The sequence below is a fragment of the Paenibacillus sp. tmac-D7 genome (genome assembly GCF_006519665.1).
In the GTDB taxonomy this organism is placed as follows: domain Bacteria; phylum Bacillota; class Bacilli; order Paenibacillales; family NBRC-103111; genus Paenibacillus_G; species Paenibacillus_G validus.
Genome location: NZ_VIDW01000063.1, coordinates 1 through 24,370, shown reverse-complemented (window position 1 = coordinate 24,370; position 24,370 = coordinate 1). Strand labels below are relative to the sequence as shown.

24 protein-coding genes, 2 tRNA genes and 1 pseudogene are annotated in these 24,370 nt (G+C 42.7%); 24 read left to right on the top strand and 3 right to left on the bottom strand.

The genetic code is table 11. The annotated features are described in order from the left end of the window. From FKP33_RS27355 to FKP33_RS24700, 16 genes are all read left to right on the top strand, one after another. Positions 1–1,164 (top strand): hypothetical protein (locus tag FKP33_RS27355; protein WP_181410273.1); only part of this gene is annotated, 1,164 nt, incomplete at its 5' end. Positions 1,165–1,179: 15 nt separating this feature from the next. Beyond that, on the top strand, positions 1,180–4,167 hold the full coding sequence (locus tag FKP33_RS24770) for a hypothetical protein (protein WP_141336629.1): 2,988 nt from the start codon (positions 1,180–1,182) through the stop codon (positions 4,165–4,167). 8 nt (positions 4,168–4,175) lie between these two features. Then, a complete protein-coding gene (locus FKP33_RS24765) occupies positions 4,176–4,529 on the top strand; it encodes a DMT family transporter (RefSeq protein ID WP_141336628.1) in 354 nt (117 codons plus the stop codon). Between the two features lie 18 nt (positions 4,530–4,547). Further along, a complete protein-coding gene (locus tag FKP33_RS24760) occupies positions 4,548–5,672 on the top strand; it encodes an FAD-dependent oxidoreductase (RefSeq protein WP_141336627.1) in 1,125 nt (374 codons plus the stop codon). Further along, complete coding sequence (locus FKP33_RS24755; protein WP_141336626.1) at positions 5,669–6,667, top strand: glycosyltransferase; 999 nt, start codon at positions 5,669–5,671, stop codon at positions 6,665–6,667. The genes FKP33_RS24760 and FKP33_RS24755 overlap by 4 nt, the downstream gene beginning before the upstream one ends. Positions 6,668–6,718: 51 nt before the next feature. Beyond that, positions 6,719–7,489 (top strand): NAD-dependent epimerase/dehydratase family protein, encoded by a 771-nt coding sequence (locus FKP33_RS24750; protein ID WP_141336625.1) that lies wholly within the window; start codon positions 6,719–6,721, stop codon positions 7,487–7,489. Then, on the top strand, positions 7,486–8,286 hold the full coding sequence (locus FKP33_RS24745; RefSeq protein WP_141336624.1) for a sugar phosphate isomerase/epimerase family protein: 801 nt from the start codon (positions 7,486–7,488) through the stop codon (positions 8,284–8,286). The genes FKP33_RS24750 and FKP33_RS24745 overlap by 4 nt, the downstream gene beginning before the upstream one ends. A 31-nt stretch (positions 8,287–8,317) precedes the next feature. Further along, on the top strand, positions 8,318–9,100 hold the full coding sequence (locus FKP33_RS24740; RefSeq protein ID WP_141336623.1) for a glycosyltransferase family 2 protein: 783 nt from the start codon (positions 8,318–8,320) through the stop codon (positions 9,098–9,100). A gap of 14 nt (positions 9,101–9,114) precedes the next feature. Then, positions 9,115–9,858, top strand: a complete 744-nt coding sequence (locus FKP33_RS24735) for a sugar phosphate nucleotidyltransferase (protein WP_141336622.1) — start codon at positions 9,115–9,117, stop codon at positions 9,856–9,858. A gap of 11 nt (positions 9,859–9,869) precedes the next feature. Continuing rightward, complete coding sequence (gene rfbC, locus FKP33_RS24730) at positions 9,870–10,418, top strand: dTDP-4-dehydrorhamnose 3,5-epimerase (RefSeq protein ID WP_141336621.1); 549 nt, start codon at positions 9,870–9,872, stop codon at positions 10,416–10,418. A 12-nt stretch (positions 10,419–10,430) separates the two neighbouring features. Then, positions 10,431–11,456: a dTDP-glucose 4,6-dehydratase gene (gene rfbB / locus FKP33_RS24725; RefSeq protein WP_141336620.1), complete on the top strand. Its 1,026-nt coding sequence runs from the start codon at positions 10,431–10,433 to the stop codon at positions 11,454–11,456. Beyond that, positions 11,453–12,295, top strand: coding sequence for a dTDP-4-dehydrorhamnose reductase (gene rfbD / locus FKP33_RS24720; protein ID WP_141336619.1), 843 nt, complete (start codon positions 11,453–11,455; stop codon positions 12,293–12,295). The genes rfbB and rfbD overlap by 4 nt, the downstream gene beginning before the upstream one ends. 8 nt (positions 12,296–12,303) lie before the next feature. After that, entirely contained in the window at positions 12,304–13,251 is a 948-nt protein-coding gene (locus tag FKP33_RS24715) for a glycosyltransferase family 2 protein (RefSeq protein ID WP_141336618.1), read from the top strand. 78 nt (positions 13,252–13,329) lie between these two features. Further along, complete coding sequence (locus tag FKP33_RS24710; RefSeq protein ID WP_141336617.1) at positions 13,330–14,196, top strand: glycosyltransferase family 2 protein; 867 nt, start codon at positions 13,330–13,332, stop codon at positions 14,194–14,196. 11 nt (positions 14,197–14,207) lie between these two features. Next, the gene (locus FKP33_RS24705) at positions 14,208–15,614 is read left to right on the top strand and encodes an undecaprenyl-phosphate glucose phosphotransferase (RefSeq protein ID WP_141336616.1); all 1,407 of its coding nucleotides are present in this window, start codon (positions 14,208–14,210) and stop codon (positions 15,612–15,614) included. A 127-nt stretch (positions 15,615–15,741) separates the two neighbouring features. Continuing rightward, complete coding sequence (locus tag FKP33_RS24700) at positions 15,742–16,944, top strand: outer membrane lipoprotein-sorting protein (protein WP_141336615.1); 1,203 nt, start codon at positions 15,742–15,744, stop codon at positions 16,942–16,944. Between the two features lie 90 nt (positions 16,945–17,034). On the opposite strand, the gene FKP33_RS24695 is transcribed toward FKP33_RS24700, so the two are convergent. Further along, positions 17,035–17,469 carry a hypothetical protein gene (locus FKP33_RS24695; protein WP_141336614.1) on the bottom strand — a complete coding sequence of 145 codons (435 nt, stop codon included), beginning with the start codon at positions 17,467–17,469 and terminating at the stop codon, positions 17,035–17,037. 131 nt (positions 17,470–17,600) lie between these two features. Here FKP33_RS24695 and alr point away from each other — a divergent pair, with 131 nt between their 5' ends. The 4 genes from alr (at position 17,601) to FKP33_RS24675 (ending at position 22,048) form a co-directional block, all read left to right on the top strand. Next, positions 17,601–18,797, top strand: coding sequence for an alanine racemase (alr, locus tag FKP33_RS24690; RefSeq protein WP_054799557.1), 1,197 nt, complete (start codon positions 17,601–17,603; stop codon positions 18,795–18,797). A gap of 320 nt (positions 18,798–19,117) precedes the next feature. Continuing rightward, positions 19,118–19,399: a CopG family ribbon-helix-helix protein gene (locus FKP33_RS24685; protein WP_054796896.1), complete on the top strand. Its 282-nt coding sequence runs from the start codon at positions 19,118–19,120 to the stop codon at positions 19,397–19,399. A 3-nt stretch (positions 19,400–19,402) separates the two neighbouring features. Next, positions 19,403–19,753 carry a type II toxin-antitoxin system PemK/MazF family toxin gene (locus tag FKP33_RS24680; RefSeq protein WP_010494553.1) on the top strand — a complete coding sequence of 117 codons (351 nt, stop codon included), beginning with the start codon at positions 19,403–19,405 and terminating at the stop codon, positions 19,751–19,753. Positions 19,754–19,819: 66 nt separating this feature from the next. Continuing rightward, on the top strand, positions 19,820–22,048 hold the full coding sequence (locus tag FKP33_RS24675; protein ID WP_141336613.1) for a Tex family protein: 2,229 nt from the start codon (positions 19,820–19,822) through the stop codon (positions 22,046–22,048). A gap of 100 nt (positions 22,049–22,148) precedes the next feature. Here FKP33_RS24675 and cmpA read toward each other — a convergent pair whose 3' ends face one another. Together cmpA and FKP33_RS24665 are read right to left on the bottom strand one after the other, a co-directional pair. After that, positions 22,149–22,292, bottom strand: a complete 144-nt coding sequence (gene cmpA, locus FKP33_RS24670) for a cortex morphogenetic protein CmpA (protein ID WP_127609707.1) — start codon at positions 22,290–22,292, stop codon at positions 22,149–22,151. Between the two features lie 77 nt (positions 22,293–22,369). Then, the gene (locus tag FKP33_RS24665) at positions 22,370–22,732 is read right to left on the bottom strand and encodes a hydrolase/acyltransferase (protein WP_141336612.1); all 363 of its coding nucleotides are present in this window, start codon (positions 22,730–22,732) and stop codon (positions 22,370–22,372) included. Positions 22,733–22,877: 145 nt separating this feature from the next. On the opposite strand from FKP33_RS24665, the gene FKP33_RS24660 reads away from it, so the two are divergent. The 4 genes and pseudogenes from FKP33_RS24660 to FKP33_RS27880 all read left to right on the top strand — a co-directional run. Then, positions 22,878–23,354 carry a SprT family protein gene (locus tag FKP33_RS24660; protein ID WP_141336630.1) on the top strand — a complete coding sequence of 159 codons (477 nt, stop codon included), beginning with the start codon at positions 22,878–22,880 and terminating at the stop codon, positions 23,352–23,354. A gap of 18 nt (positions 23,355–23,372) precedes the next feature. Then, positions 23,373–23,448, top strand: a tRNA-Asn gene (locus tag FKP33_RS24655). Positions 23,449–23,456: 8 nt separating this feature from the next. Next, positions 23,457–23,544 (top strand) — tRNA-Ser (locus FKP33_RS24650). Positions 23,545–23,656: 112 nt separating this feature from the next. Then, positions 23,657–24,370 (top strand): annotated as a pseudogene (locus FKP33_RS27880) (HTH domain-containing protein); the annotation flags it as partial.

Here is a 24,370-nt window from a genome sequence, read left to right as displayed (position 1 = left end):
TTACTAAAAAAGCATTATAGATTTTTTTTAGAATATGTCGGGATTATTGGTGTTATGATTTTACCATGGCTTGTGTTTAATGTTTATCACTATCATGCATTAACGGGCACTAGAGAACATGTTGATTTTGTAAAAAGGATTGTCAATCCTAACCAAATAGATCTGGGCTTGGAATTCGTAATACAAAAAATTCCCTATTTGTTTTATAGTTTTTGGGTTCCTCAAGAAGTGCAGTGGTCAGGAATTTATGACGTAGGGGTTTTATTAGTTAACGGATTGAGTTTTTGTTTGGGTTTGGTATTTCTTATTGGTTTATATCAGATTTCTCGTAATTTGAAGAGTCATCTGTTCTTTGAAGATAGTACACGTTTGCTCTTATCCTTATTTTATTTACTGACAACGTTAAGCATTGTATTGCTCGTTTACGGCACCACTACTCAAGATGTAGATGTTTTAATCGGAAGGTACTTATATATACTGGTAATTCCGTTTATTGTAATTTCCTATCGGGTTTTCATCACTATTTTGAATATCGAACAATTATTTTCTTATAGACTTTTATTGATTTTTGTAGCTACATTCTTAAGTGTTGCAGGACTGACCTATTATGCCACAGGCAACCACAATGTTATCGAATATTTATTGAAAAGAAATCAAAACCAAGTTGAATTAAAAAATTTGAGCCAAGCGAAAGAGCAGGGGATTTTCAAAAACAAAGAACTAGGTAACATTCCAAGGGATCTCGCAAATCAATTAAATGAACGTGACTACAAAGAAAAAATTCCGCTGAACAATGAATATGCTGCTGTAAATGACCTTACTTCAGAAAAGAATAGTTTGTTAAGTGTAGGCTCAGACCCTTATGTAATATGGCGGTCCGAGAGCATGGTTATGAAAGCAGGGGATATGCTGTTGCTGCAGGTCGAGTTTACTGGAGAAAACCGACTGCTGCAGGGTCAAGTATTCTGGGAAGATGACCATAGCGGTTTTTTGGAAGAGAAATCTTATCATTTTATGGTCGTTAATGGTAAAATGTTGGTGCCTGTAGGGTTTCATAATGATTGGAAAGAAGGTTATACTTTGCGTAGCCTTCGATTTGATATTGAGCAGCTTAATCCAAATGACAAAATAACAATTTATGCGCCTGAAATTATTAGATTTTGAATGGAGCACAATATAATGTTGAAAAAATGGGTTCCTTTATCGAATTTATGTCTCTATATATCTGTTATAAGTAGCTTGTTTGTTTCCTTTTTTCTATCTAACCTTATATATAACCAAATAAAAGGCTATAAACAAGCTTATTCCGATATAGTTGTAGGTAATATCACATGGTCGGATTATTTCAAAGACTTGGATTATCTTTTTATTATTTCTTTCATTTTGTCTTTCTTTATACTCTTTCCCGTATTTGTGAGGTTTTGCAATACTTTTTTGGGTGATAAAGAAATCAGTATTAGATATTCCGATTCATTAGCACACTCACTTTTATCGTTTAGAGTTCAGTTTATTTTCTTTATAGCAGCTTATGTTCTAGCCGTAGGTCTATTTTCTAAAGAATATTCTAAGGGGTATCTTATTGGAGTATTGTTGTTGGCGATAGGTACTTCGATTGTAATCAATAACTTAAAAACCTCAAAAAATAAGGATGTAATTTTCAAAAACATACTATCTTCAAGTGTTCTGATTTTCTTTGCAACGGTAGGGATTATCACCGCGTATTTCTATTTCTCAGATTCCCATAATGTACAGAACCTAAAGCATGTTCCTCTTATCGCCGTTCTTGTATCCTGGACTTTTTATTTAATGTTAACATTTGTAAAACCACAATCCTTTAATTATTTATTTACAAAAGTCAATTTAATATCTCAACTTTTTTTACCTTTACTGCTCTTAAATTATACCAATGGTTTTTACTTCTACGATAACAAGTTAGTTAAGATCATCCCTAAAAAGACGGAGATAATCATCGGTAGCATAATTGCTTTATTTATTATGTATCAAATTTTTCATTTAATGAAGCGGCGGTCTACAAATTTAGACCATTGGGAATCTACCATATCAACACCTTCATTAATAGCTGTATCTTTAGCGGTTCTTTATTCCACGCCTATAGCAAGTACTCTGTTATACGATGATTTTCATATGGGGGAAATACTGTTACCTTGGCAGCAGATCTTTCATTTCAAACAAGCGTATAATGTTGATTTTGTTTCTGTTCAAGGATTGCTCGGGATGCTATACAGTGGTATTAACAGTGTTCTTTATGATGGAACGATAGCATCTTTTAATTATTCGCTCATGGTTATACCAGCTCTTATTGGAATTATCATCATATCGATAATATCTAAATTGTATGGAAAACAATGGGGGCTATTGTACTCGGTTATTTATTTGCCAATAGCTTCTTCTACGATTCTAAGTAGATTTTATCTAGTTATACCCATAATGCTAATACTCTTTCATCCCAAAATACAAAAAAAGCTGTGTATTACTTTGTGGCTTTGGTTATCGGCTCTACACTGTTTTTACAATCCGACGGTGGGCACCGCCCTGACCCTTGCTATACTGCCTTTTATGATTTTTAAATTTGTAGAGATGTTACAAAGCAAGCAGGATAAGCAGTATATTATCGATCATAAGAAAGCAATGTTCTTAGCAATCATCGTTCATTTAATTATTGCATGTTTATTAATATCGCCAATAATAGGGACGATAACGTTTTTGCTAGATAATGCATCATCTAATACTCAAGCCTATGGTGTCCCTTTTTTTGGAAATCTACAAATCGTCCCAGATTGGTTCCCTCAATGGTTTAATTCGATAGAAGTTAATAGATTGGTTTGGGAAGCGATTAGGGTAGGAGGATGGTTAGGCTCTTTACTTTTGCTTTTTATACTTTTGTTTAAGTCAATTGGCGAGCAGAAATCTCAAAGTAACAGGGAATTTACATTTTTTCTCATAAGTTTTATTATATTCCTTTTCATGGTAATTCCTTATAGCATGGGGAGAATAGATCCTGTTTCAATGAATCGTTCTGGGTCTGTGAGTCTTTTCTGTATTTCCGGGCTTCTTCCTTTTTTACTGATTTTTAAGCATAAATATCGTATGTTAAGCTTAGGCACGGTTATTTTCTTGGGCTTTACTGTTGGATTGGGCAGTATTTTTGTTATTACAGACTACAGTAAATATGTTGAGAAAGAGATTAAACCGATTTCGGTTCCAAGTCAATTAGCTTTAGTTGATGGTAAGACGATTGGTTTGTCTCATTTAGGAACCATTTTTGTGGACCAAAATCGTTTGGATGAGTTAATCCGAATTAAAGATACAATGGATGGCTTACTTCAAGATGGAGAAACATTTGCGGATCTGTCTAATCGATCGTTGCTGTATTATTTATTGGAAAAAAAGGTACCCTCTTTATATTCAGCGGATTATTTAGCGGCGAATGAATCAATACAAGAAAAAATGATAAAGCATCTGGAAAAGGAAAATCCGCCCGTTGTTTTTATCGGCCCTTCGATAAGACATGACGGAGGACCATCCTCATTGAGATCTTATCGTGTGTATAGATGGTTTCTGGAACAAGGGTATCAGTTCTATACAGCTAAAAACCTACAATTTTTGCTGCGAGCTGATCGTTATGAACAAATGGGTTTAAATAAACCATTGAATCAAATTGCAGAGCTCAAGAAAGTTTTCTCACAAAAAGATATGGTTTTTATTCCTTCTATTTGGGGAAGGAATTATGCAAATATGTCGAATAGATTTTCTGAGATTCCTATAAAAAGAGAACTAGAACACGTTAATCAAATTACGAATGATGCAAATGGTTGGAGTCACATTGTAGGGGATGATCCCTACTTAACATGGAGGTTTTCTTCAGCTATCCGTGGTATGGATGTTGATTTTGTTGCATTCACTATAGAATTGCAAGAACAAGATCAACAAGGATTTCGTTTCCAAGTATATTGGGACCAAGATGGCATCATAAGGGAGCAGAATTCTTTTTATTTCAATGGAAATGAAGGAACTTTCCTGCTCCCTATGGGCTCCGATCCGTCGTGGCTGCTTAATGAAAATATAAATTATATCAGACTAGATGTCGATGGTTTGAAAGAGCCTTTTAAAATTAAAAATATTAAATATTTGAAATTGATAAGATAAGAGGTTATATGATGACATTTCTCCTGTTAATATTCGCTTTAATCTTTAATCTAGCCGCACAAGCTATGTTAAAACAAGCGGTAACCGGTATTCGTTTTGAAACTGTGACCCTTTCTTTCTTTGTAAAGATTGTCAGTAACCCATTGATATGGGGGGGAGCTTTTTTTTACGGGATCAGCTTCTTGTTTTATGTCATGTCTATTTCTAGGGGGGAGCTTAGTAGAATCTCACCTGTTTCACAAGCACTTACCACTTTAGGTGTAGTGTTGATCTCTGTTATATTATTTAATGAGCCGCTTGGCATGCTTAAGATATTTGGTATATTATTACTAATTGCGGGTACGTTTATATTGTTCTTATAAAAGCAAGGGGATGCCTTAATGTTAAATGAAAAATTTGACTACGTAATTTTTGGAGCGGGGATTTATGGTCTATACGCTGCAAAATTTCTAGGGGAAAAAGGTTATAAAGTTGCTTTAATCGAAATTGATTCGCAACCTTTGCAGAGGGCAAGCTATATTAATCAGGCACGTGTTCATAATGGATATCATTATCCTAGAAGTGTTTCGACTGCCATTAAATCAGCACAATACTATAATCGTTTTAACCAAGAATTTGCTTTTGCAATCCACAAACAATTTCGAAAAGTCTATGCTATATCTATGTATGATTCTTTAACCAATGCGGAACAGTTTTTAAGTTTTTGTAATCATGTAGGAATTGCAGCCGAGGAGGTAAATTACAGGAAATATTTTAATGCCGGAACGGTTGAATGTGCTTTTGAAACAGATGAATACACGTATGATGCTGTCGTAATCAAAAATTGGTTTATGGATAAACTTAATCAAATTAACCATGTCACTTGGTATTTGAGCAGCTTCATCAGGAAAGCACAGATTAAAGAAAGCAGTTATTTGATAGAATTAAATAATGGACGATTCATTGAAAGTGACAAAGTGTTAAACGCTACTTATGCAAGTGTTAATCAAATATTGAGTTACTTCGGCTATGAACTTTTCAAAACTAAATATGAGCTTTGTGAAGTTATCCTAACTGATGTATCTCCCAATTTTAAACAGACAGGAATTACGGTTATGGATGGGCCGTTTTTCTCCCTTATGCCTTTTGGGTTTTCTGGAAAACATTCTTTAACATCAGTATTTGATACTCCACATGAGACATCAAAAAGTTCGTTCCCTGATTTTTCTTGTCAATCTCAGAGGAAGGACTGTGATACTTCTCAATTACAGAATTGTAATTCATGTTTATATCGTCCTGTAACTGCATGGCCTCGAATGAAGCAACTGACGAAAAAATACCTAAACTCAGAAATACAAGTGGCTTACCATTCATCTTTGTTCGCAGTTAAAACTATACTCGATACATCTGAAATCGATGATTCAAGACCTACTATAGTTAAGTTTTCATCTACCGATCCTATATTCATATCGGTTCTATCTGGAAAGTTTAATACAATCTATGACTTAGAGGAGGTTTTGAAGTGAAGGCAAAGGTTTTTGTATCCGCTGTTCTTTACGTTCATAATGAACAAGATACGATTAAAGAAGGACTTAGCCAATTAAATCTTATTCTTAAAAATTCATTTGAATATTACGAAATTATTTTGGTAAATGATGCAAGCCAAGATCAGACATTAGAAAGGGCTAGGCAAGCAAGTTCCGAAATCTCTGGGGATCTGATTATTGTCTCATTAGCTCGTAAGCATGGCATTGAGAAAGCAATGATGGCTGGATTAGTGAGATCTATGGGTGATTTTGTTTTCGAACTGGAGACTACAAGGTTTGAATATCCCCTTGATATAATAGTAGAATTGTATCAAAAGGCCCTTTATGACATTGTAGCTGCTTCGCCGGCGCATGGCATACCATGGACATCTAAAGTATTCTATAATTTAGTAAAAAAAGTTTCTTATTTGAAGCTGGATTTAACAACCGAAACCGCACGAATAGTTTCCAGACGAGCACTCAATGCTATGTTAAATTTGAAGGAAAAAGTTCGCTATAGAAAAGCATTGTATTCTTTTATAGGATATTCCAAAACCGTGCTCGTGTATGAGTCTCAGGTTGGGAGATCTAAAAAAAGATCGGAATTAAATAGAGCGAATATTAGCACGGCATTTGATGTAGTTGTATCCTTCTCAAATATCGGTTTGAAATTATCGCATTATTTTTCGATTATATTCTTATTGTTTAGCTTGTTTATGGCCGGATATGCCTTCTTTAATTACTTTTTTAATAAGAATATAGTAGAGGGCTGGACTACACTTATGATATTAATCAGTTTTGGATTTACAGGTTTGTTTTTTATTGTTGGGATGCTGGGTGAATATATCTCTCGGATCTTAGTAGAAATTCAGGACCGGCCTTTCTATACAACACAGTCAGTTGAAAAGGCAAATTCAAAACAAGCTCATGTAACCGAGGTAAAGCAAGAAATCGCAGTAAGGCAGGAAATTGCTGTTAGTCAAGAACGTCATTGAATAAACAAATGTCACCAAATCCAGTAATTAATTATTTATCCGGAGGATTATATGAATAGTGCATTAATTGGTTATACCGGATTTGTTGGGTCAACTTTGACAAAGCAGTATCAGTTCGATGAGCTGTATAATTCAAAAAACATTGAAGAAATAAGAGGAAAAAGCTTCAAGACGGTTATCTGCGCTGGTGCACCGGCCGTCAAATGGAAAGCTAACCAAGAGCCTCAACAAGATTTAATGAATGTGAATATGTTAATGTCTCATCTGGAAACGATTAAAGCTGACGAGTTTATTTTAATCTCGACAGTTGATGTATACAAGAGTCCAATCAATGTGGATGAATCTTCAGAAATTCATCCATATGATGTAGAACCTTATGGAAAGCATCGATATTTTCTAGAACAATTCGTAAGAAATCATTTTTCCAATAGTTTCATCATTAGATTGCCGGGGTTGTTTGGCGAAGGCCTGAAAAAAAACTTTATATATGATTTAATTCATAATAATTGTCTACATCTAACGCATTATCAAAGTGTGTTTCAGTTTTATGATTTATCCCGCCTGTGGATGGATATTCAGATTATTAAGGAAAGAGGAATAAATCTGGTAAACTTTTCAACGGAACCTGTTTCTGCTGAAGAAGTGGCCTCAAATTGCTTTGGTCTTACTTTTAATAATATTACCGAAAAACCACCTGTTTATTACGATATGAAAAGTCTGCATGCAGGTCAATTTAATGACGGGCAACCTTACATGATGTCCAAGGACGAGATCTTTCTGAAAATCCGTGAACTAGTTGAGATGGAGAAGAGCCGTATATGAAGCTAGCCGTTTCTAATATAGCCTGGGATTCAAATGAAAATGATGAAATAGCCAGCCTTTTAAAAGACAACAATGTCACAGGTATCGAGGTTGCTCCTACAAAGATTTGTCCTGACCTGAACAAGCTCAGTGATGAAGTAATTCGAGATTATCTGCATTATTGGAAACAAAGAGAGATAAGTATTATCGCCATGCAATCTTTATTATTTAATCAAAATCATTTATCAGTCTTCGATGAATCCAGCCATCAAATGATGGTATACTTAGAGAAGATTATTAAAGTAGCTAGTCAATTATCTGCAAAAGCTTTAGTCTTCGGTTCGCCTAAAAATAGACTAATAGGTACGCTAGATCCCGCTCTTGCACAGGAAAAAGCACTAATATTCTTTAATCAATTAGGGGATATTGCGTATTCACACGGTGTATATATTTGTATTGAGGCTAATCCGAAACAATATGGATGTGACTTTATCACTAACACTATGGATGGATTAGATTTTGTAAGACAAGTAGATAACAAAGGTATCAAGCTGCAAATTGATACAGGAACCATGCTGATTAATGAAGAAGTACCCTTGTCTATTTTTGAACAATGCCTGCCCCATATAGGACATTTTCATATTAGCGAACCCTTTTTAGATATGGTGGGAAAAAGTAATCATGCAGCAATTGCTGATTCATTAAGGAGCCTAGGCTATAATGGATGGTTATCCATAGAGATGAAGAATAATCTTCATTCCAATAATGTAGCCGCAATTTCTCGTGCACTAGAATATGTTAGAAGCGTGTACTTCTAGAGTTACTCAGTGAATAGGGAGGAGGTTTTAAATGAATGCAGAGTGGGAAATTCCCAAGTTTGATCACCATACTTTTACTACTAGAAAGCATAAATATTGTGTGTGTATTCCAGTTATAAATGAAGGAGAAAAGATTAAAAAGCAACTAGCCAGAATGAAGCCATTTGCTGAAATGATCGATATTATCATTCTAGACGGTGGAAGTACAGACAACTCGCTAGAGCACGATTTTCTCAAGGCACATGGCGTTCGTACATTATTAATTAAGAAAGACAAAGGAAAACTGAGTGCTCAATTGAGAATGGGTTTTGCTTACGCATTAAATGAAGGATATGAAGGTGTTATTACAATCGATGGAAACAATAAAGATAGTGTAGAAAGCATTCCCTTATTTATTGAACAACTAGAACGAGGTATGGATTTTATCCAAGGCTCGCGTTACATTGAAGGTGGTAAAGAAATAAACACACCTCTTACAAGAAAGCTGGCTATAAAACTTGTCCATGCACCATTTATTTCCTTTGTGTCGGGATATAAATATACAGATACAACGAATGGATTCAGGGGACATTCGAGGCGTTTTTTATTAGATTCAAGAGTAAGCCCATTTAGGAGTATATTCGATACTTATGAATTGTTAGCATATCTCTCAAAGCAAGCACCGAAACTTGGTTTTAATGTAGTAGAAATACCGGTTACCCGGACATATCCACTTGGCAAAATACCAACTAAGATTAGCCCACTTCGAGGAAATTTATTATTATTGAAAATATTATGGAATTTATTCCAGAATAAATATGATATCACAAAATAGGAGCAGGTGATCAAGTGAAGGGAATTATTCTTGCAGGTGGTACAGGATCTCGTCTCTATCCTCTAACCAAAGTGACAAATAAGCATTTATTACCGGTTGGGAAGTACCCGATGATTTTCCATGCAGTTGCTAAGTTGAAAGAAGCGGAAATCAATGACATTCTTGTGGTGACAGGCAAAGATCACATGGGTGATGTGGTCAATCTATTAGGCAGCGGCAAACAAATGGGAGTTACCTTTACTTATAAAGTGCAAGATGAGGCGGGGGGAATAGCCCAAGCACTAGGCTTGGCGGAACATTTTGTTGGGGACGATCAAATGGTCGTCATTCTAGGGGACAATGTTTTTTCAGACAGCATAGCTCCATATGTGAAAAACTTTATAGAACAAAAAGGTGGAGCAAAAATTTTAATCCAACAAGTACACGATCCTAAAAGATATGGCGTTCCTGAACTTCAAGGGGAACATATTATCTCTATTGAAGAAAAACCAGAGCGACCTAAAAGTAATTTTGCTGTGACAGGGATTTATATGTTTGATAGCCATGTATTTGACATTGTTAAAACTTTGAAGCCTTCCGGTCGTGGTGAACTTGAAATAACCGATGTTAACAATGCATATATCCAACGTAATGAGTTGACTTATGATATTCTACAAGGATGGTGGACTGACGCCGGTACACACGAGTCCCTTTCGAAGGCAAACGAGTTAGCTAAAGAGTTAATATTCAGCGAAGAGTTTGGAAGGCTAAAACTGTAGGTGGTGTTAAGATGCGGCTTATACAAACTAAGCTAGAGGGCGTCATGATTGTGGAGCCTTCCGTATTTGGCGATAATCGCGGATTCTTTTTAGAAAGCTACAATGAAAAAAAATTTAATGAACTGGGACTCGATTATAAGTTTATCCAGGACAACCATTCCTTATCCGTCGAACCCGGTGTTCTAAGGGGACTGCACTACCAGCTTGATCCCAAGGCCCAAACTAAGTTGGTCCGTGTGGCTACAGGAGCTATATACGATGTTGCCGTCGACATCCGGAGAAACTCCCCGACCTTTGGACAATGGGTAGGTGTTATTTTAAGCGCAGCTAATAAAAGGCAGCTCCTGGTCCCTAAAGGGTTTGCTCACGGTTTCTGTACTATAGTTTCCAATACCGAAGTGTTGTATAAAGTGGACGAATATTATTCGCCGGAGCATGATCGTGGTATTGCATGGGATGATCCGGATCTTGGAATTTATTGGCCGGTAACGAGCCCAATTCTTTCCGAAAAAGACGGCAAACATCCGCTGCTCAAAGATGCTGAGAATAATTTCGAATAACGGAGGTCTTTCATGAAAGTGCTTGTTACCGGTGGAGCCGGGTTCATTGGCAGTAACTTTGTGATGTACATGCTTGAAAAATATCCTGAGTATCATCTGTATAATTTAGATGCATTAACCTATGCCGGGAATTTGGAAAATTTGGCTGCTGTTCAAAACAACCCGAAATACACCTTTATTAAAGGGGATATTACGGATAGCTCACTCATTGAGAGCATCTTTGAGCAGCAAGGTATTGATGTAGTTGTCAATTTCGCGGCGGAATCCCATGTTGACCGTAGTATTTTAGATCCCCAAGTTTTTGTTAAAACGAATGTTCTTGGTACTCAAGTTCTACTTGATGCTGCCAAAAAGCATAAAGTCTCTAAGTTTGTTCAAGTCTCTACAGATGAAGTTTATGGATCATTAGGTGAAGAGGGGCTTTTTACGGAGCAGACTCCACTTTCGCCTAACAGTCCTTACTCGGCAAGCAAAGCCGGTGGAGATTTACTTGTGAGAGCGTATCATGAAACCTTCGGCATGAATGTGAATATTACTCGCTGTTCTAACAACTACGGTCCGTATCAATTTCCGGAGAAACTAATCCCTCTTATGATTGCTAACGCGCTGAATGACAAGCAGCTTCCTGTTTATGGGGATGGATTAAACATTAGGGATTGGTTATTTGTCGAGGATCATTGCAGTGCAATCGATCTCGTTATGCATCAAGGAATTAATGGGGAAGTCTATAATATCGGTGGTAATAATGAAAGAACGAATGTTCAAATAGTAAAAACCATAATGAATCAGTTAGGCAAGCCAGAAACGTTAATTCAGTATGTAAAAGACCGTCCAGGCCACGATCGCAGGTATGGAATAGATGCTTCAAAAATTACTCGTGAACTCGGGTGGGAACCGAAGTATAACTTTGATTCGGGAATTAAGGCTACGATAGACTGGTATCTCGAGAACAGGGAATGGTGGCAAAGAATTCAGTCGGGTGCATATAAGGAGTACTATTCCAAACAATATGCCTCCATACTAGGTACTCAGCAATGAAGGTACTTGTAACTGGGGCAAAGGGGCAATTGGGGCAAGATGTAGTATCTTTATTTCAACAACAGCAGCATGATGTGTGGGGCATGACACGAAATGAATTGGATATTACCGACCAAGAGCAGTGTATATCCAAAATTAGCGAAATTCAGCCAGATGTGATCGTGCATTGTGCTGCATACACAGCTGTAGATCAAGCCGAGACTGATGAAGATCAAGCATATGCTGTGAATGCAGTGGGAACGCGTAACTTAGCTGTGGCTGCAGAACAGTTTGGAAGCAAATTATGTTACATTAGTACGGACTATGTTTTTGACGGACAAGCGAGTAAGCCTTATACGGAATACGATAACACGAATCCAACCGGAGTCTACGGCAAATCGAAACGTGCGGGAGAATGGCTTGTTCAAAATTTATCTTCCAAGTTTTTTATTGTTCGGACTTCATGGGTATTTGGTCTCCATGGAAATAACTTTGTTAAAACCATGCTTAAATTAGCTCAAGAAAGAAGCCAATTAAAGGTTGTTCACGACCAGATCGGATCGCCAACCTATACAGCAGATTTGGCGGAGTTCATCCTTCAATTAGTTAGCACTGAGAAATATGGTATTTATCATGCTTCCAATGCTGGGGTTTGTTCATGGTTTGAATTTGCAAAAGCGATTTTTGAAGAACGTGGGATAAACATAACGGTTGATCCTTGTACAACTGAAGAATTTCCTCGGCCTGCTCCTCGGCCCAAGTATTCCGTAATGGATCATTTGTCTATAAGGACCAATGGTTTTGAGGATATGAGGCACTGGAGAGATGCATTACGGGATTTTCTTGCGAAGTTAGGGTGACATAAAGAGTGAAAAAAGTCAGCGTTCAAATTGTTACTTTTAACAGCGAAAGCTTTATAAAAGATTGTATTGAGTCGATTTTACAGCAAACCTACCCTATTGATCGTATTATAGTGATTGACAATGCATCAAAGGATAAAACTAGACAGATCTTAAATGTTTACCAAGGTAAGGTAACATTGGTTCTCAACCAGGAAAACGTAGGGTTTGCCAAAGGACATAATCAAGCATTATTACTGCACTCGAGTGACTATCACTTGATCCTTAATCCGGATGTCGTCCTGCATCCGGATTATGTGCATCATCTGGTTCTTGAAATGGAGAAGGATACATCTGTCGGAAGTGCAACGGGAAAGCTCCTTCTAAAAGATGAGCCTGAAAAAATTGATAGTACCGGTTTGATATGTACCAAATCCAGAAGATTTTTCGATCGCGGTACAGGGGATTCTTCCATCCATTGGGCGCAGGGAGGAGACGTATTCGGCGTATCGGGTGCGGCGGCGCTCTATTCGAGCGTTATGATCAACGATATAAGCATGGATGGTCGTTTTTTTGATGATGATTTTTTTGCATATAAAGAGGATATTGATGTTGCATGGAGAGGTAGGCTGCTCGGGTGGAAAGCTTATTATTCTGCCGATGCACTAGCCTATCACAACCGTGGCTGGAAAAAAAATTCGCGTGCTAATATTCCACTCCGAATTCGAAGATATTCTTATATCAATAGATATAAAATGATGTTCAAAAACGAAAATGCTTTCTATATATTAAAGCACATTCTTCCCTTACTTGGATATGAAATTATGAGTTTAGGTTATTTTTTAATAAGAGAACCCAAAGTGTTAGGTGCATGGGGGGCTTTTCTTTTAAACTGGAAGGTAGTTTTAAGTAAGAGAAAAAAAATTCAGAGTAAGCGCAGAGTGCAGCATAAGGATATTTACATTTATTTCAAATAGTGCCGTAAGACCACTCATTCTATTGGCAGTTATTCATGCTATAATGAGAGTACATGTTTTGGATGATCGGAGAGTTTTATGGACTTAAGTATTGTTATTGTTAATTATAATACATGTGAATTAACGCTCAACTGCTTGCAGTCTGTATTTTCTTCTATAACAGACTATGAGTATGAAGTTATTTTGGTTGATAATGACTCTTCTGACTTATCCGTACAATCAATTCGGCAACAATTCTCTAGGGTACATTTGATAGCCAATACTGCTAATGTCGGTTTTTCAAAGGCAAATAACCAGGGTATCTATATAGCGAACGGACGTTACGTGCTTTTACTAAACTCAGACACGGTCGTTCAGCCTGACACACTGGATATAATGATTCGTTTTATGGATGAGCATCCCAGGGTCGGTACGAGCGGTTGTAAAGTTGTTTTACCGAACGGTGAATTAGATAAAGCTTGCAAACGGGGATTTCCAACACCATCGGCTTCATTTTATTATGCCTTCGGTATCTCGAAGCTTTTCCCAAATGTGCCACGTTTTAACCAATACCAATTAAGCTATCTTGATCCTGACAAAGACTATCCCGTGGACTGTCTTGTAGGTGCCTTCATGATGGTCCGCCGCGAGACAATCGATCAGGTTGGAATGCTCGACGAGGATTTTTTTATGTATGGCGAAGATATTGATTGGTGTTATAGAATAAAAGAAGCAGGGTGGGGGATTCATTATTATCCTTATACCCAAATTACACATTATAAGGGCGCAAGCAGTCGGCGAAAGCCGTTTAAGATCATCTATGAGTTCCACAGAGCGATGTATTTGTTTCACAAAAAGCATTATGAAAAAAAATATTCATTTATAGTCAATGCCATGGTGTATACTGGTATAGCAATGAAATTAGCTATATCAATCTTGCTCAACAGATTCGGATCGGTGAAGTGAGGTGAGCGCATATTATACGACGAAGTCAAGGTTTTTTATCCCAAATTTATGCATTGACTGACTTTGTTTGTATTCAGGTTGTATTCCTGTTCTCGTGGTGGTTGAAGTTCCGAAGCGGATGGATTCCTTACGAGAATCCCCTCCCGATAGAGAATTACGCATTATGGAGTGTCGTATACGCTTGTCTTGTTGTGGGCATTGGGTACTTGTCTAATTTTTATACACCTAAGCGAAAGAAACGGTTCTCCTACGAGCTTTTCACCATTGTTCAAGTTTATACAATTAGTTTATTGATTTTGCTTAGTTTACTCTTTATCTTTAAAGAACTGGACGTTTCTCGTTCTTATCTTTTATTATTTCTTGTCAATAATATTTTACTTGTAAGCTTTTACAGATATATTCTCAAATCATCATTGAAACGTCTAAGGGAAAGAGGATTCAACAAGCAATTTTTGTTAATCTTAGGTGCAGGCACACTGGGTAAAAACTTTTACCAAAATCTCCAGCAACATCCGGAGCTTGGGTACGAGGTAGTCGGTTTTCTTGATGATTTTCAGCAAAAGCACGAGGCTGGGTTCGAAAGCTATAAACCGATCCTAGGTCGAATTGAAGATTTGGAACAAATTTTAAGCTCATTCCTGATCGATGAAGTTATCATCGCGCTTCCGTTAAATGCCCATAAGAAGTATGGTCAAATTATCAATATTTGCGAAAAAGCTGGCGTAAAGACACTGATTATTCCCGATTATTTCGATTACTTACCTTCTCGGCCCTACTTCGATAATTTTGCAGGTATGCCGTTGATTAACGTGCGGGATATTCCGCTCGATGAATTCCAAAATCGATTCTTCAAGCGTGTATTTGATATAACTTTCGCACTAGCTGCGATAATTATGACGTCGCCCTTGCTGATATTGATTGCCATTGGCATAAAGCTAACTTCGCCTGGACCGGTTATATTTAAACAAGAGCGTGTCGGTTTAAATCGACGAAACTTTATGATGTATAAATTCCGATCAATGAGGGTGCAAAGTGAAGCTTCATCAGATACGAAGTGGACGACGGAAGATGATCCACGAAAGACAAAGTTCGGCGCTTTCTTACGCAAAACTAGCCTTGATGAGCTGCCGCAGTTCTTCAACGTGTTGTTTGGCCACATGAGTGTGGTTGGACCGCGGCCGGAGAGACCTTATTTCGTCGAGCAATTCAAAGAAGAAATTCCGAAGTATATGGTTAAGCATCATATTAGGCCTGGAATTACGGGCTGGGCGCAATCCAATGGACTGCGCGGCGACACATCGATTGAGGATCGTATTAAGTACGATATCTTTTATATTGAAAACTGGACTTTTTTGTTTGATATCAAGATCATCTGGAAAACCATTATCAATGGATTCATCAATAAGAATGCGTATTAACTCCTATAACCGGCCGGTTATAGGAGTTTTTATTTCCTCCCCCAACTTTGTCCGCATAATCGTCCAAGTCCCCACATAGACATGTTATCAAGTTGGACAATGACAATGTGGTGGAGGGATGAGAGCAATGCGGCGATTTAAATGGGCGGTAGCTCTGACGTTGTGCTTGAGCTTGGTGCTTTCGGGATGCGGATTACTTGGGAAGAAGGATGCAGGCTCGGTTGTAAGGGAATTGGACAGCATCGTCAACAAGCTGGATAGCTATCATGCCGAAGGCACGATGACGCTGAATACGGGGACGGAGCCGCAGGAGTATTCGGTCGAAGTTTGCTATATGGCGGAGTCGTACTATCGGATCGCGCTGACGAATGCGAAGAAGGACATCACCCAGATCGTGCTGCGCAACGATGACGGGGTGTTCGTGCTGACGCCGCATTTGAACAAAAGCTTCCGTTTCCAGAGCGATTGGCCGGAGAATCAAGGACAGGTATACTTGTACCAGTCGCTCGTGCAAAGCATTCTGATGGATAACGAGCGTCAATTTACGACGGACGATAAATCGTATGTGTTCGACGTAGCCGCGAACTACCAGAACGGATCGCTAGCCCGCCAGAAGGTGTGGCTGGATAAGAAAAACTATGCACCGCAGCATGTGGAAGTGTCCGACACGAACAATAATGTCATGGTTGTTGTTAAATTCGAGAAGTTTGAATTCGGCACGAAGTTCGAGAAGGACCAATTTGATATGCAGCGCAACATGACGGGCTGGGATATGAAGACGCTGCCGACGCTGGGTCATGACCATGAAGGAGATAAAGCTGGAGCAGCCGATACGCAAGGTACGGATAAGGCTGCTAACGGGCAAGCAACCGGTGATAAAGCAGCAAACGGAGCTCAAGGGTCCGACAGTAAGGCAAGCAGCGGTCAAGCGGGCAGCGCGAATGGTAAAACGACGGATAAATCGGCTGCTGCCGGCAATACCAACAAGCAGCAATCGTTCGGGATCATCGAACCGAATTACATCCCGAGCGGTGTAAAGAAGCAGGATACAACCGAACTGAAGCTTGGCGAAGAGAAAGCGGTCATGCTGCGCTACTCAGGTAAGTACAACTACTCGTTGATCGAGTCGCGTCCTCAGGAGAAAACGGTGTCTATTTTGCCGGGGGATATTCTGGATCTGGGCTTTACGCTGGGCGTAGTGACGGGCGACGATAAGAAGACGTTGACTTGGACGTATGACGGTGTGGAGTTCCGTTTGTCCACGGGCGACCTGCCTGTGACGGAGATGATTAAGGTGGCTCAAGCGGTACAAGGAGAAATGGGTAAGTAAAAATTTCGGAATACTTGCAAGGTGAAGGCTGCAAACAGGGAATTAGTGGTGGAGGAGCAAGCAGATAAATATTACAAATCCCAATAAAAACTACACACAGGAAGTCTTTCTAGGCTGCATAATCGGAGCCAGGGGAGGCTTCTTTTCCTGTTCCAAATCATGGTATGGGGATTTTGCCATCATCATAAAGTAAGAAGAAGACCTGAAAGAATACGGTTTAAAGAAAGAGTCTCTCCAATAAGGCTTAGATACACGCATCGTTCCAGCGAAGCAAACCTTGTTTCGTTTGGGAGTGTGTGACAGAAGCTCTTCTGCAAGCTCGGAACGAATCCCTGTAACCTCAGCACGAACCTCTGTAACTTCCGAACGGACATCAGCAAGCTCGGACCGCACCTGCTTCACATCCGACTTAATCTCCCGCATTTCATCAAGGATCAAGTGCAGCACCTGTTCGCTCGATGTGTTCACCCCCTTTTGTTTGCTAATGTAATCATTATACTGTATTTGTGATACAGCAGTAAACACGAAGGTCCGCTTTGTTCATTAAGCAAGGAGTCGGTTCCATCTCAGTCAGTTGTCAGGGTTCTGTTTGTTGACAGCCGGGAGTAGTCGGATTAACATAGGTAGGGTCAAAGAGGCAGAAGAAGGTGGAATATGTGGATTCTTTTTATAGACCTACACGCGTAGAAATAAGTTTAGATGCGCTGCGTCACAACCTGGAGGCGTTCCGGGCGGTGCTGCCTGCACATGTGCGGATGATGGCGGTCGTGAAAGCGGACGCTTATGGGCACGGGGCGGTTGAGGTGTGCCGCGAGGCGCTGCAGGATGGCGTGGAGTACATCGCCGTCGCTTTTCTTGATGAAGGGTTGGAGCTGCGAAGAGCGGGCATTACGGCACCGATGCTGGTGCTGGGCTATACGCCTCCGGAAGGGCTTGTGACGGCCTGGGAGCACGATATTACGCTAAATGTATATACGGATGAAATATTGGACGCCTGGGAGCGGCTGCAGCCCGCTGAATCCGCCGCCAGGCCGCTGAAGATACATGTTAAACTGGATTCCGGTATGAATCGTCTCGGGATTGGTCCGGAGGACGAGGCGATCCGTTTTATTGAACGGGCGAGACGGACGGCGGGGATCGAGGTCGAAGGTTTGTTCACGCATTACGCTTGCGCTGACGAAACGGACAAAAGCCATACGTTTGGACAGTACGCGAAGTTTGCGCGGGTCGTGGAACATTTCCGCGGTCAAGGGTTCGAATTTCCGCTTGTACATGCGGGCAACAGCGCCGCGGCGATTGATTTGCCGGAATATACGTTCAATATGGTGCGCTTAGGCATCGGCATGTACGGCTTGTATCCGTCCGAGGAAGTGAATAAACAGCAGGTCGCTCTCCAGCCGGTGCTGAGCATCAAGACAGGCGTAGCGATGGTGAAGCAGGTGCCTGCCGGCGAGGGCGTCAGCTACGGGGCGATCTACCGGACGAGCGGCGAGGAGACGATCGCGACGCTGCCGATCGGGTATGCGGACGGGTACTCGCGGATGCTGACCGGGAAGGCCGAGGTGCTCATACGGGGACGCCGGGTGCCGGTCGTGGGCCGGATTTGTATGGATCAGTGCATGGTAAACGCGACGGGTATTGCCGATATTTCGATGGAAGAAGAGGTTGTAATCCTAGGAGCTCAAGGCAGCGAGAGGATCACGGCAGAGGAGCACGCAAGCTGGCTCGGTACAATTAACTACGAAATCGTCTGTATGATCTCCCACCGCGTCCCGCGGGTGTATGTGAAGGACGGGCGGGTCGTAAGGTCGGTGAATCCGCTGCTCAGGCATATGTGGGAACGGGAAGCCTAAGCGGGCGGATGGGCTGCAAATGCCGCATCATCCCTATCGGCACTAGCGCTCGTTCATGGGCTTGGCCGACAGCGAGCGGCAAAATTCGCAGCATGAACGCTAGAAATAGGTACTGGTGACAATTTCCACTCTATTTTTTGCATGCCATTGAGAGGATTTTCTTGTTTTTCCGCGAATATGTATAGCACATACTCATGTGATTATCGGGGGTATAGCATAATTGATATACTTGGCGCATATATTGGTCTTGTATATTTTTTCTGGAAGATTGCCATAATGGAAATAAGCTTTTGGTATGTCTCTTGGGGGTGCATGAACAGGTGGCCAATGCTCATAACACGAAGCGCATCATGATCAGTCTGCCGGATTATTTACTGGAGGAAGTCGACCATCTGGTCGAGAAGGAGAACTCCAACCGCAGCGAATTTATCCGTCAGGCCATGAAACTTTACCTTGTCGAACGCAAGAAAAGACACTTGCGCGAGTCGATGCAGCGTGGGTACATGGAAATGGCGAAAATTAACCTTAACATGGCCTCGGAAGCATTTCAGGCGGAGGAAGAAGCGGATCATACGCTTGACCGTCTGGTTAGCGGGGTGTAGCGAGTGATTGTCAAACGTGGCGATGTTTTTTTCGCGGATCTTTCCCCGGTTGTTGGTTCGGAGCAGGGGGGCATTCGGCCTGTTCTGATTATTCAGAATGATATCGGCAATCGCTTCAGTCCCACGGTGATCGTGGCGGCGATTACGGCGCAGATTCAGAAGGCCAAGCTGCCGACGCACGTGGAGATTGACGCGGAAGCGCACGGTTTTGACAGGGACTCGGTCATTCTGCTGGAACAAATCAGGACGATTGATAAACAGCGTCTAACGGACAAAATTACGCACTTGGATGAAGAAACCATGCGCAAGGTCGATGAAGCTTTGCAGATTAGCGTCGGACTAATCGAGTTTTAAAACAGCGTATGAAGCGGGGGCGTACAGGGGCCCTCGTTTTTTCGTATGTCGGGAGGAGTCGTACGGATGGCCAAAGAGCAAACGATTCAAACGGAACAGCAGGAGGAGCGTCAAGCCTTCGAATTGACAGCGGAGATGAAGGCTGCGATTCAGGAACGCATCCTGAAGCAGATTGCGGCGGAGCTCCAGATCGGAAGCGGACGCGTCAAAACGACGGTCGGTCTGCTTGACGAGGGGAACACGATTCCTTTTATCGCGCGGTACCGGAAGGAAATGACGGGGGAGCTCGATGAGAATCAGCTGCGGGACATTGAAGAGAGGCTGACGTATCTCCGCAACTTGGAGAATCGGAAGCTGGAGGTTATCCGGCTTATTGACGAGCAAGGGAAGCTGACGGGCGAGCTGCGTTCGGCAATCGAACAAGCTGTGAAGCTTCAGGAGGTCGAGGATCTGTACCGCCCTTACCGGCAAAAGCGTAAAACCCGCGCCAGCGTCGCCAAGGAAAAAGGGCTGGAGCCGCTCGCCCAGTGGATCGTGTCGCAGCCTAGGCAGGGCGATATGCTGACGGAAGCATCGAAATACATAAATTCGGACAAAGGCGTTCAGACGGCCGAGGAAGCCGTTCAGGGCGCGATGGACATTATAGCGGAGCAAGTGGCCGACGACGCCAAAATTCGCGCATGGGTGCGCAAGTATACGTTTGATCAGGGCATCCTGCGCTCGGAGGCGAAGAATGCCGAGCTGGAGTCGGTGTACGAGATGTATTACAGCTACCAGGAGCCGGTCCGCAAGCTGCCACCGCATCGCATTCTGGCGATTAATCGCGGGGAGCGGGAGGACGTGCTGAAAGTAACGCTGGAGGTGCCGGTAGAACGTATTCACGACTACATTGGCAAACAGCTGTTGAAGGGACCCTCCATTGTACGCGATACGCTTGCGGCGGTGGTCGAGGATGCTTATAAGCGGCTGCTGGCTCCCTCCATTGAGCGCGAGGTGCGGGGTGAGATGACCGAGAAGGCTGAGGAGAAAGCGATCGAGGTGTTCGCGGAAAATTTGCGGAACCTTCTGCTGCAGCCTCCGGTGAAGGGGAAGGTCGTGCTTGGCGTGGACCCGGCGTTCCGGACGGGCTGTAAGCTGGCTGTCGTCGACGATACCGGCAAAATGCTTGAGATCGCGGTCACGTACCCGACGCCTCCGAATAATAAAGTCGCCGAAGCGAAGGCGGTCTTCAAACGATTGATCGACGCGTACGGCGTAGAGCTGATCGTCATCGGCAACGGGACGGCTTCGCGGGAAACGGAGCAGTTCGTCGCCGGGTTGATCGGAGAGATCAAGCAGCGCAAGCTGGCCTACTTGATCGTGAACGAGGCGGGGGCAAGCGTGTACTCGGCTTCCAAGCTGGCCCAGTCGGAGTTTCCCGATCTGGACGTGGCTGAACGGAGCGCCATATCGATCGCCCGCCGGGTACAGGATCCGCTCGCGGAGCTTGTGAAGATCGAGCCGAAAGCGATCGGCGTCGGGCAGTACCAGCATGACGTGTCGCAGAAGCGTCTGGAGGAAAGCTTGACGTTCGTCGTCGAGTCGGCGGTGAACCATGTCGGCGTCGACGTCAACACGGCGTCGCCTTCGCTGCTGTCGTACGTCTCGGGGATTAACAGTACGCTGGCGAAGAACATCGTGAAGTACCGCGATGAGAACGGGAAATTCGAGAACCGGCAGCAGTTGCAAAAAGTCCCTCGCCTCGGCGCCAAGGCGTTCGAGCAGTGCGTCGGCTTCCTGCGTATTCCGGACGGGGCTAACCCGCTCGATAATACGCCGATTCATCCGGAGTCGTACGCGGTGGTAGACCGGCTGTTCAAGGAGCTGAAGCTGGAGCTGGCGAAGCTGGGCAGTGAGGAGCTGAAGTCGATGCTACAGCGGCTGGAGCCGGAGGTGCTGGCAACGAAGCTGGGTGTCGGGGTTCCGACGCTGCGGGATATTTTGGACTCGCTGCTGCGTCCGGGTCGCGATCCCCGGGAGGAGCTGGAGGCGCCGATTTTCCGCACCGACGTGCTGCAGCTCGAGGATTTGACGCCGGGCATGGAGCTGAAGGGTACCGTGCGCAATGTCATTGACTTCGGCGCATTCGTGGATATCGGGATCAAGAACGACGGGCTGGTACACATCTCCCAGATGAGCAACTCGTACGTGAAGCATCCGATGGATGTCGTCTCGGTTGGCGACGTCGTCACCGTCTGGGTGCTGAATATCGATACGAAAAAAGGCCGCGTCGGGCTTACGATGAAAAAGCCTTAAGTGGCATAAAATAGAGCATAGGCCGGAACAAGGGAAAATGGAGGCAAGTTCCCTTAAGTCTGGCATATGCTCTATTTGACGGTTGGCGTGTTTGTTGATGTTAAGGTTGAAAGTTGGATGCGGACGAATCGGATTCGGATTTACGGGTGCGGTAAAAATACCAGCAGTCGTTAAGCAATCGAATTTGCCGCCGGTTTTTGTTGTAAAACGCACGCATCAGTTGGTTGCAAAGCCATTGTGGCAAGCCCATCAGCCCCTTCCCTCTAACTGCTATACGACTAACATATGGGCGAGAGGGCTATGGGGTGCAGGTCCTCATGATTAGGCGAGTTCTTCTTCCTCTTCGTACCATTGCTCCAGCTGAGCCTGGAGGGCGCGAATTTCCGTGAGGAGGGAAACGAGCGGGTATTGTTTCTCTTGCTGCTGCAGAGCGGCGAACGTTTGCTCAAGCCGATTGATGTAATCCAGGCCGTGCTGCAGCTCGTAGCCGGGACGTATAATTTCTAGCCCTTCAAACTCTGCGATAAAGTACGGAAGCGCGGGAATGCCGGATACCGTTAATTTGTCTAGCTCTTTATGTAAGCGTTGGTTCAGCGCTGCGAGCTGGTACATATGAGTGGAAGGCATTTCCACGAATTCCAGCTGTTCGTTTCTTTGCAGCAGGGCGTATTTTTTATTGGACATGAAGTTTAATCTCTCCTATCGTATAGCGAATCGCGTTTCGGGCAAATTTATGAAGATTCCTACTTGACAGTTTAGCCTAACCTGCGGTTACAATTCAAGTGAATGCATATGTATAGAGAAGAACGTAGGGGTGGGAACATGGGAAATGGATGACCGGCAGCTGCAGCAGTGGGTCGAACAAATTTCGCTGTCGTCGTTTGGACGTCCTTTTGAGCATAAGGCGAGGTTTAACCGCAGGTTGAGGGCGACCGGCGGGAGGTACTTCACACGCAGCCACGATATCGAGATCAGTTGGCACCAGTATGAGCAATTCGGCATGCAGGATGTGGAGAAAATCATTAAGCACGAGCTGTGCCATTATCACTTGCATTTGCTCGGGTCCGGGTATCAGCACCGCGACGACGAATTTAAACAGCTGCTCACGCTGGTAGGCGGGACGCGGTATTGCCAATCGCTGCCGTCTGCCTTACAGCGGAGGGAGCCTTATCGATATAAGCTTGTTTGCGTCGATTGCAGGGCCGAATATTTGCGCAAGCGGAAGACCGATCCGCGGCGGTTTGTGTGCGGCCACTGCAAGGGAAAATTGAAGCTGCTGGCGCTTGACTTGAGCAAACATTCATGATAAATTAACAATTGTCGTTCCCTGATAGCTCAGTTGGTAGAGCACTCGACTGTTAATCGAGTTGTCACAGGTTCGAGTCCTGTTCGGGGAGCCATTATTCTTGGAGAGATACCCAAGTGGCTCAAGGGGACCCTCTGCTAAGGGGTTAGACTGCGCAAGTGGTGCGAGGGTTCGAATCCCTCTCTCTCCGTAAGATTGCAAAAACAACCGCCTAATTAAACTGTACCCTATAGAGTAGACACTTTAAAAAAGTCTCTCTGTAGGGTATTTTGTGTTTATTGAAGAAAATTGGGGACGGGGACATGATCATGAGTAAAAAGACATTTACAGAAAACGAAATCAAGCAATTAACCAATAATCCGTATGTGAAATCCGTTAGTTCGAAAGGAATCACTTATACCGATGCATTCAAGCAACTCTTTATCACAGAAAATAAGAAGGGCAAGCTGCCAAGGGAGATATTTGAAGAATGCGGGTTCGACGTAAACGTCATCGGACGTCAAAGAGTAAAATCCTCTGGAAACAGATGGCGCGCGAGTTACCGGGAAAACGGTGCCCTGGGTTTGCAGGATACGAGAAGCCAATCATCGGGCAGGCCTCTTACCAGGGAACTGACGCTGGAGGAGAAGAACGCCAGGCTGGAAGCTCAAAACCGCTTATTGAAAGCGGAGAACGAACTGTTAAAAAAGATCCGCTTTGCGGAAAGGGGGCTGAGCGACAACTAACATTGTCACCTGACCAGAAATATATCCTGATCCGTTCCGTTATTCAGAGATATCAACTCGAGCGCATGGTGAACAATTTATGTAAGATGGCTGGGGTGTCCAGAAGCGGCTATTACAGGTACTGGTCTGCCGGATCAGAGGAAAAGAGGAAGCATAGAGATCAGAAAGATGAACAGGTAAAAGAAATAATCCTAAAAGCCTTCCATTTCAAAAGACGCAAAAAAGGGGCCCGTTCCATCAAGATGACACTGGAGGGGCAATTTAAGGTTGTCTACAATCTAAAACGCATCA

What these genes read in the sequence shown, in the direction of transcription:
- FKP33_RS24770 (WP_141336629.1), top strand. Translation starts at nt 1,180, where the DNA reads ATGTTGAAAAAATGGGTTCCTTTATCGAATTTATGTCTCTATATATCT.
- FKP33_RS24765 (WP_141336628.1), top strand. Translation starts at nt 4,176, where the DNA reads ATGATGACATTTCTCCTGTTAATATTCGCTTTAATCTTTAATCTAGCC.
- FKP33_RS24760 (WP_141336627.1), top strand. Translation starts at nt 4,548, where the DNA reads ATGTTAAATGAAAAATTTGACTACGTAATTTTTGGAGCGGGGATTTAT.
- FKP33_RS24750 (WP_141336625.1), top strand. Translation starts at nt 6,719, where the DNA reads ATGAATAGTGCATTAATTGGTTATACCGGATTTGTTGGGTCAACTTTG.
- FKP33_RS24745 (WP_141336624.1), top strand. Translation starts at nt 7,486, where the DNA reads ATGAAGCTAGCCGTTTCTAATATAGCCTGGGATTCAAATGAAAATGAT.
- FKP33_RS24740 (WP_141336623.1), top strand. Translation starts at nt 8,318, where the DNA reads ATGAATGCAGAGTGGGAAATTCCCAAGTTTGATCACCATACTTTTACT.
- rfbC (WP_141336621.1), top strand. Translation starts at nt 9,870, where the DNA reads ATGCGGCTTATACAAACTAAGCTAGAGGGCGTCATGATTGTGGAGCCT.
- rfbB (WP_141336620.1), top strand. Translation starts at nt 10,431, where the DNA reads ATGAAAGTGCTTGTTACCGGTGGAGCCGGGTTCATTGGCAGTAACTTT.
- rfbD (WP_141336619.1), top strand. Translation starts at nt 11,453, where the DNA reads ATGAAGGTACTTGTAACTGGGGCAAAGGGGCAATTGGGGCAAGATGTA.
- FKP33_RS24710 (WP_141336617.1), top strand. Translation starts at nt 13,330, where the DNA reads ATGGACTTAAGTATTGTTATTGTTAATTATAATACATGTGAATTAACG.
- FKP33_RS24700 (WP_141336615.1), top strand. Translation starts at nt 15,742, where the DNA reads ATGCGGCGATTTAAATGGGCGGTAGCTCTGACGTTGTGCTTGAGCTTG.
- FKP33_RS24675 (WP_141336613.1), top strand. Translation starts at nt 19,820, where the DNA reads ATGGCCAAAGAGCAAACGATTCAAACGGAACAGCAGGAGGAGCGTCAA.
- FKP33_RS24665 (WP_141336612.1), bottom strand. Translation starts at nt 22,732, where the DNA reads ATGTCCAATAAAAAATACGCCCTGCTGCAAAGAAACGAACAGCTGGAA.
- FKP33_RS24660 (WP_141336630.1), top strand. Translation starts at nt 22,878, where the DNA reads ATGGATGACCGGCAGCTGCAGCAGTGGGTCGAACAAATTTCGCTGTCG.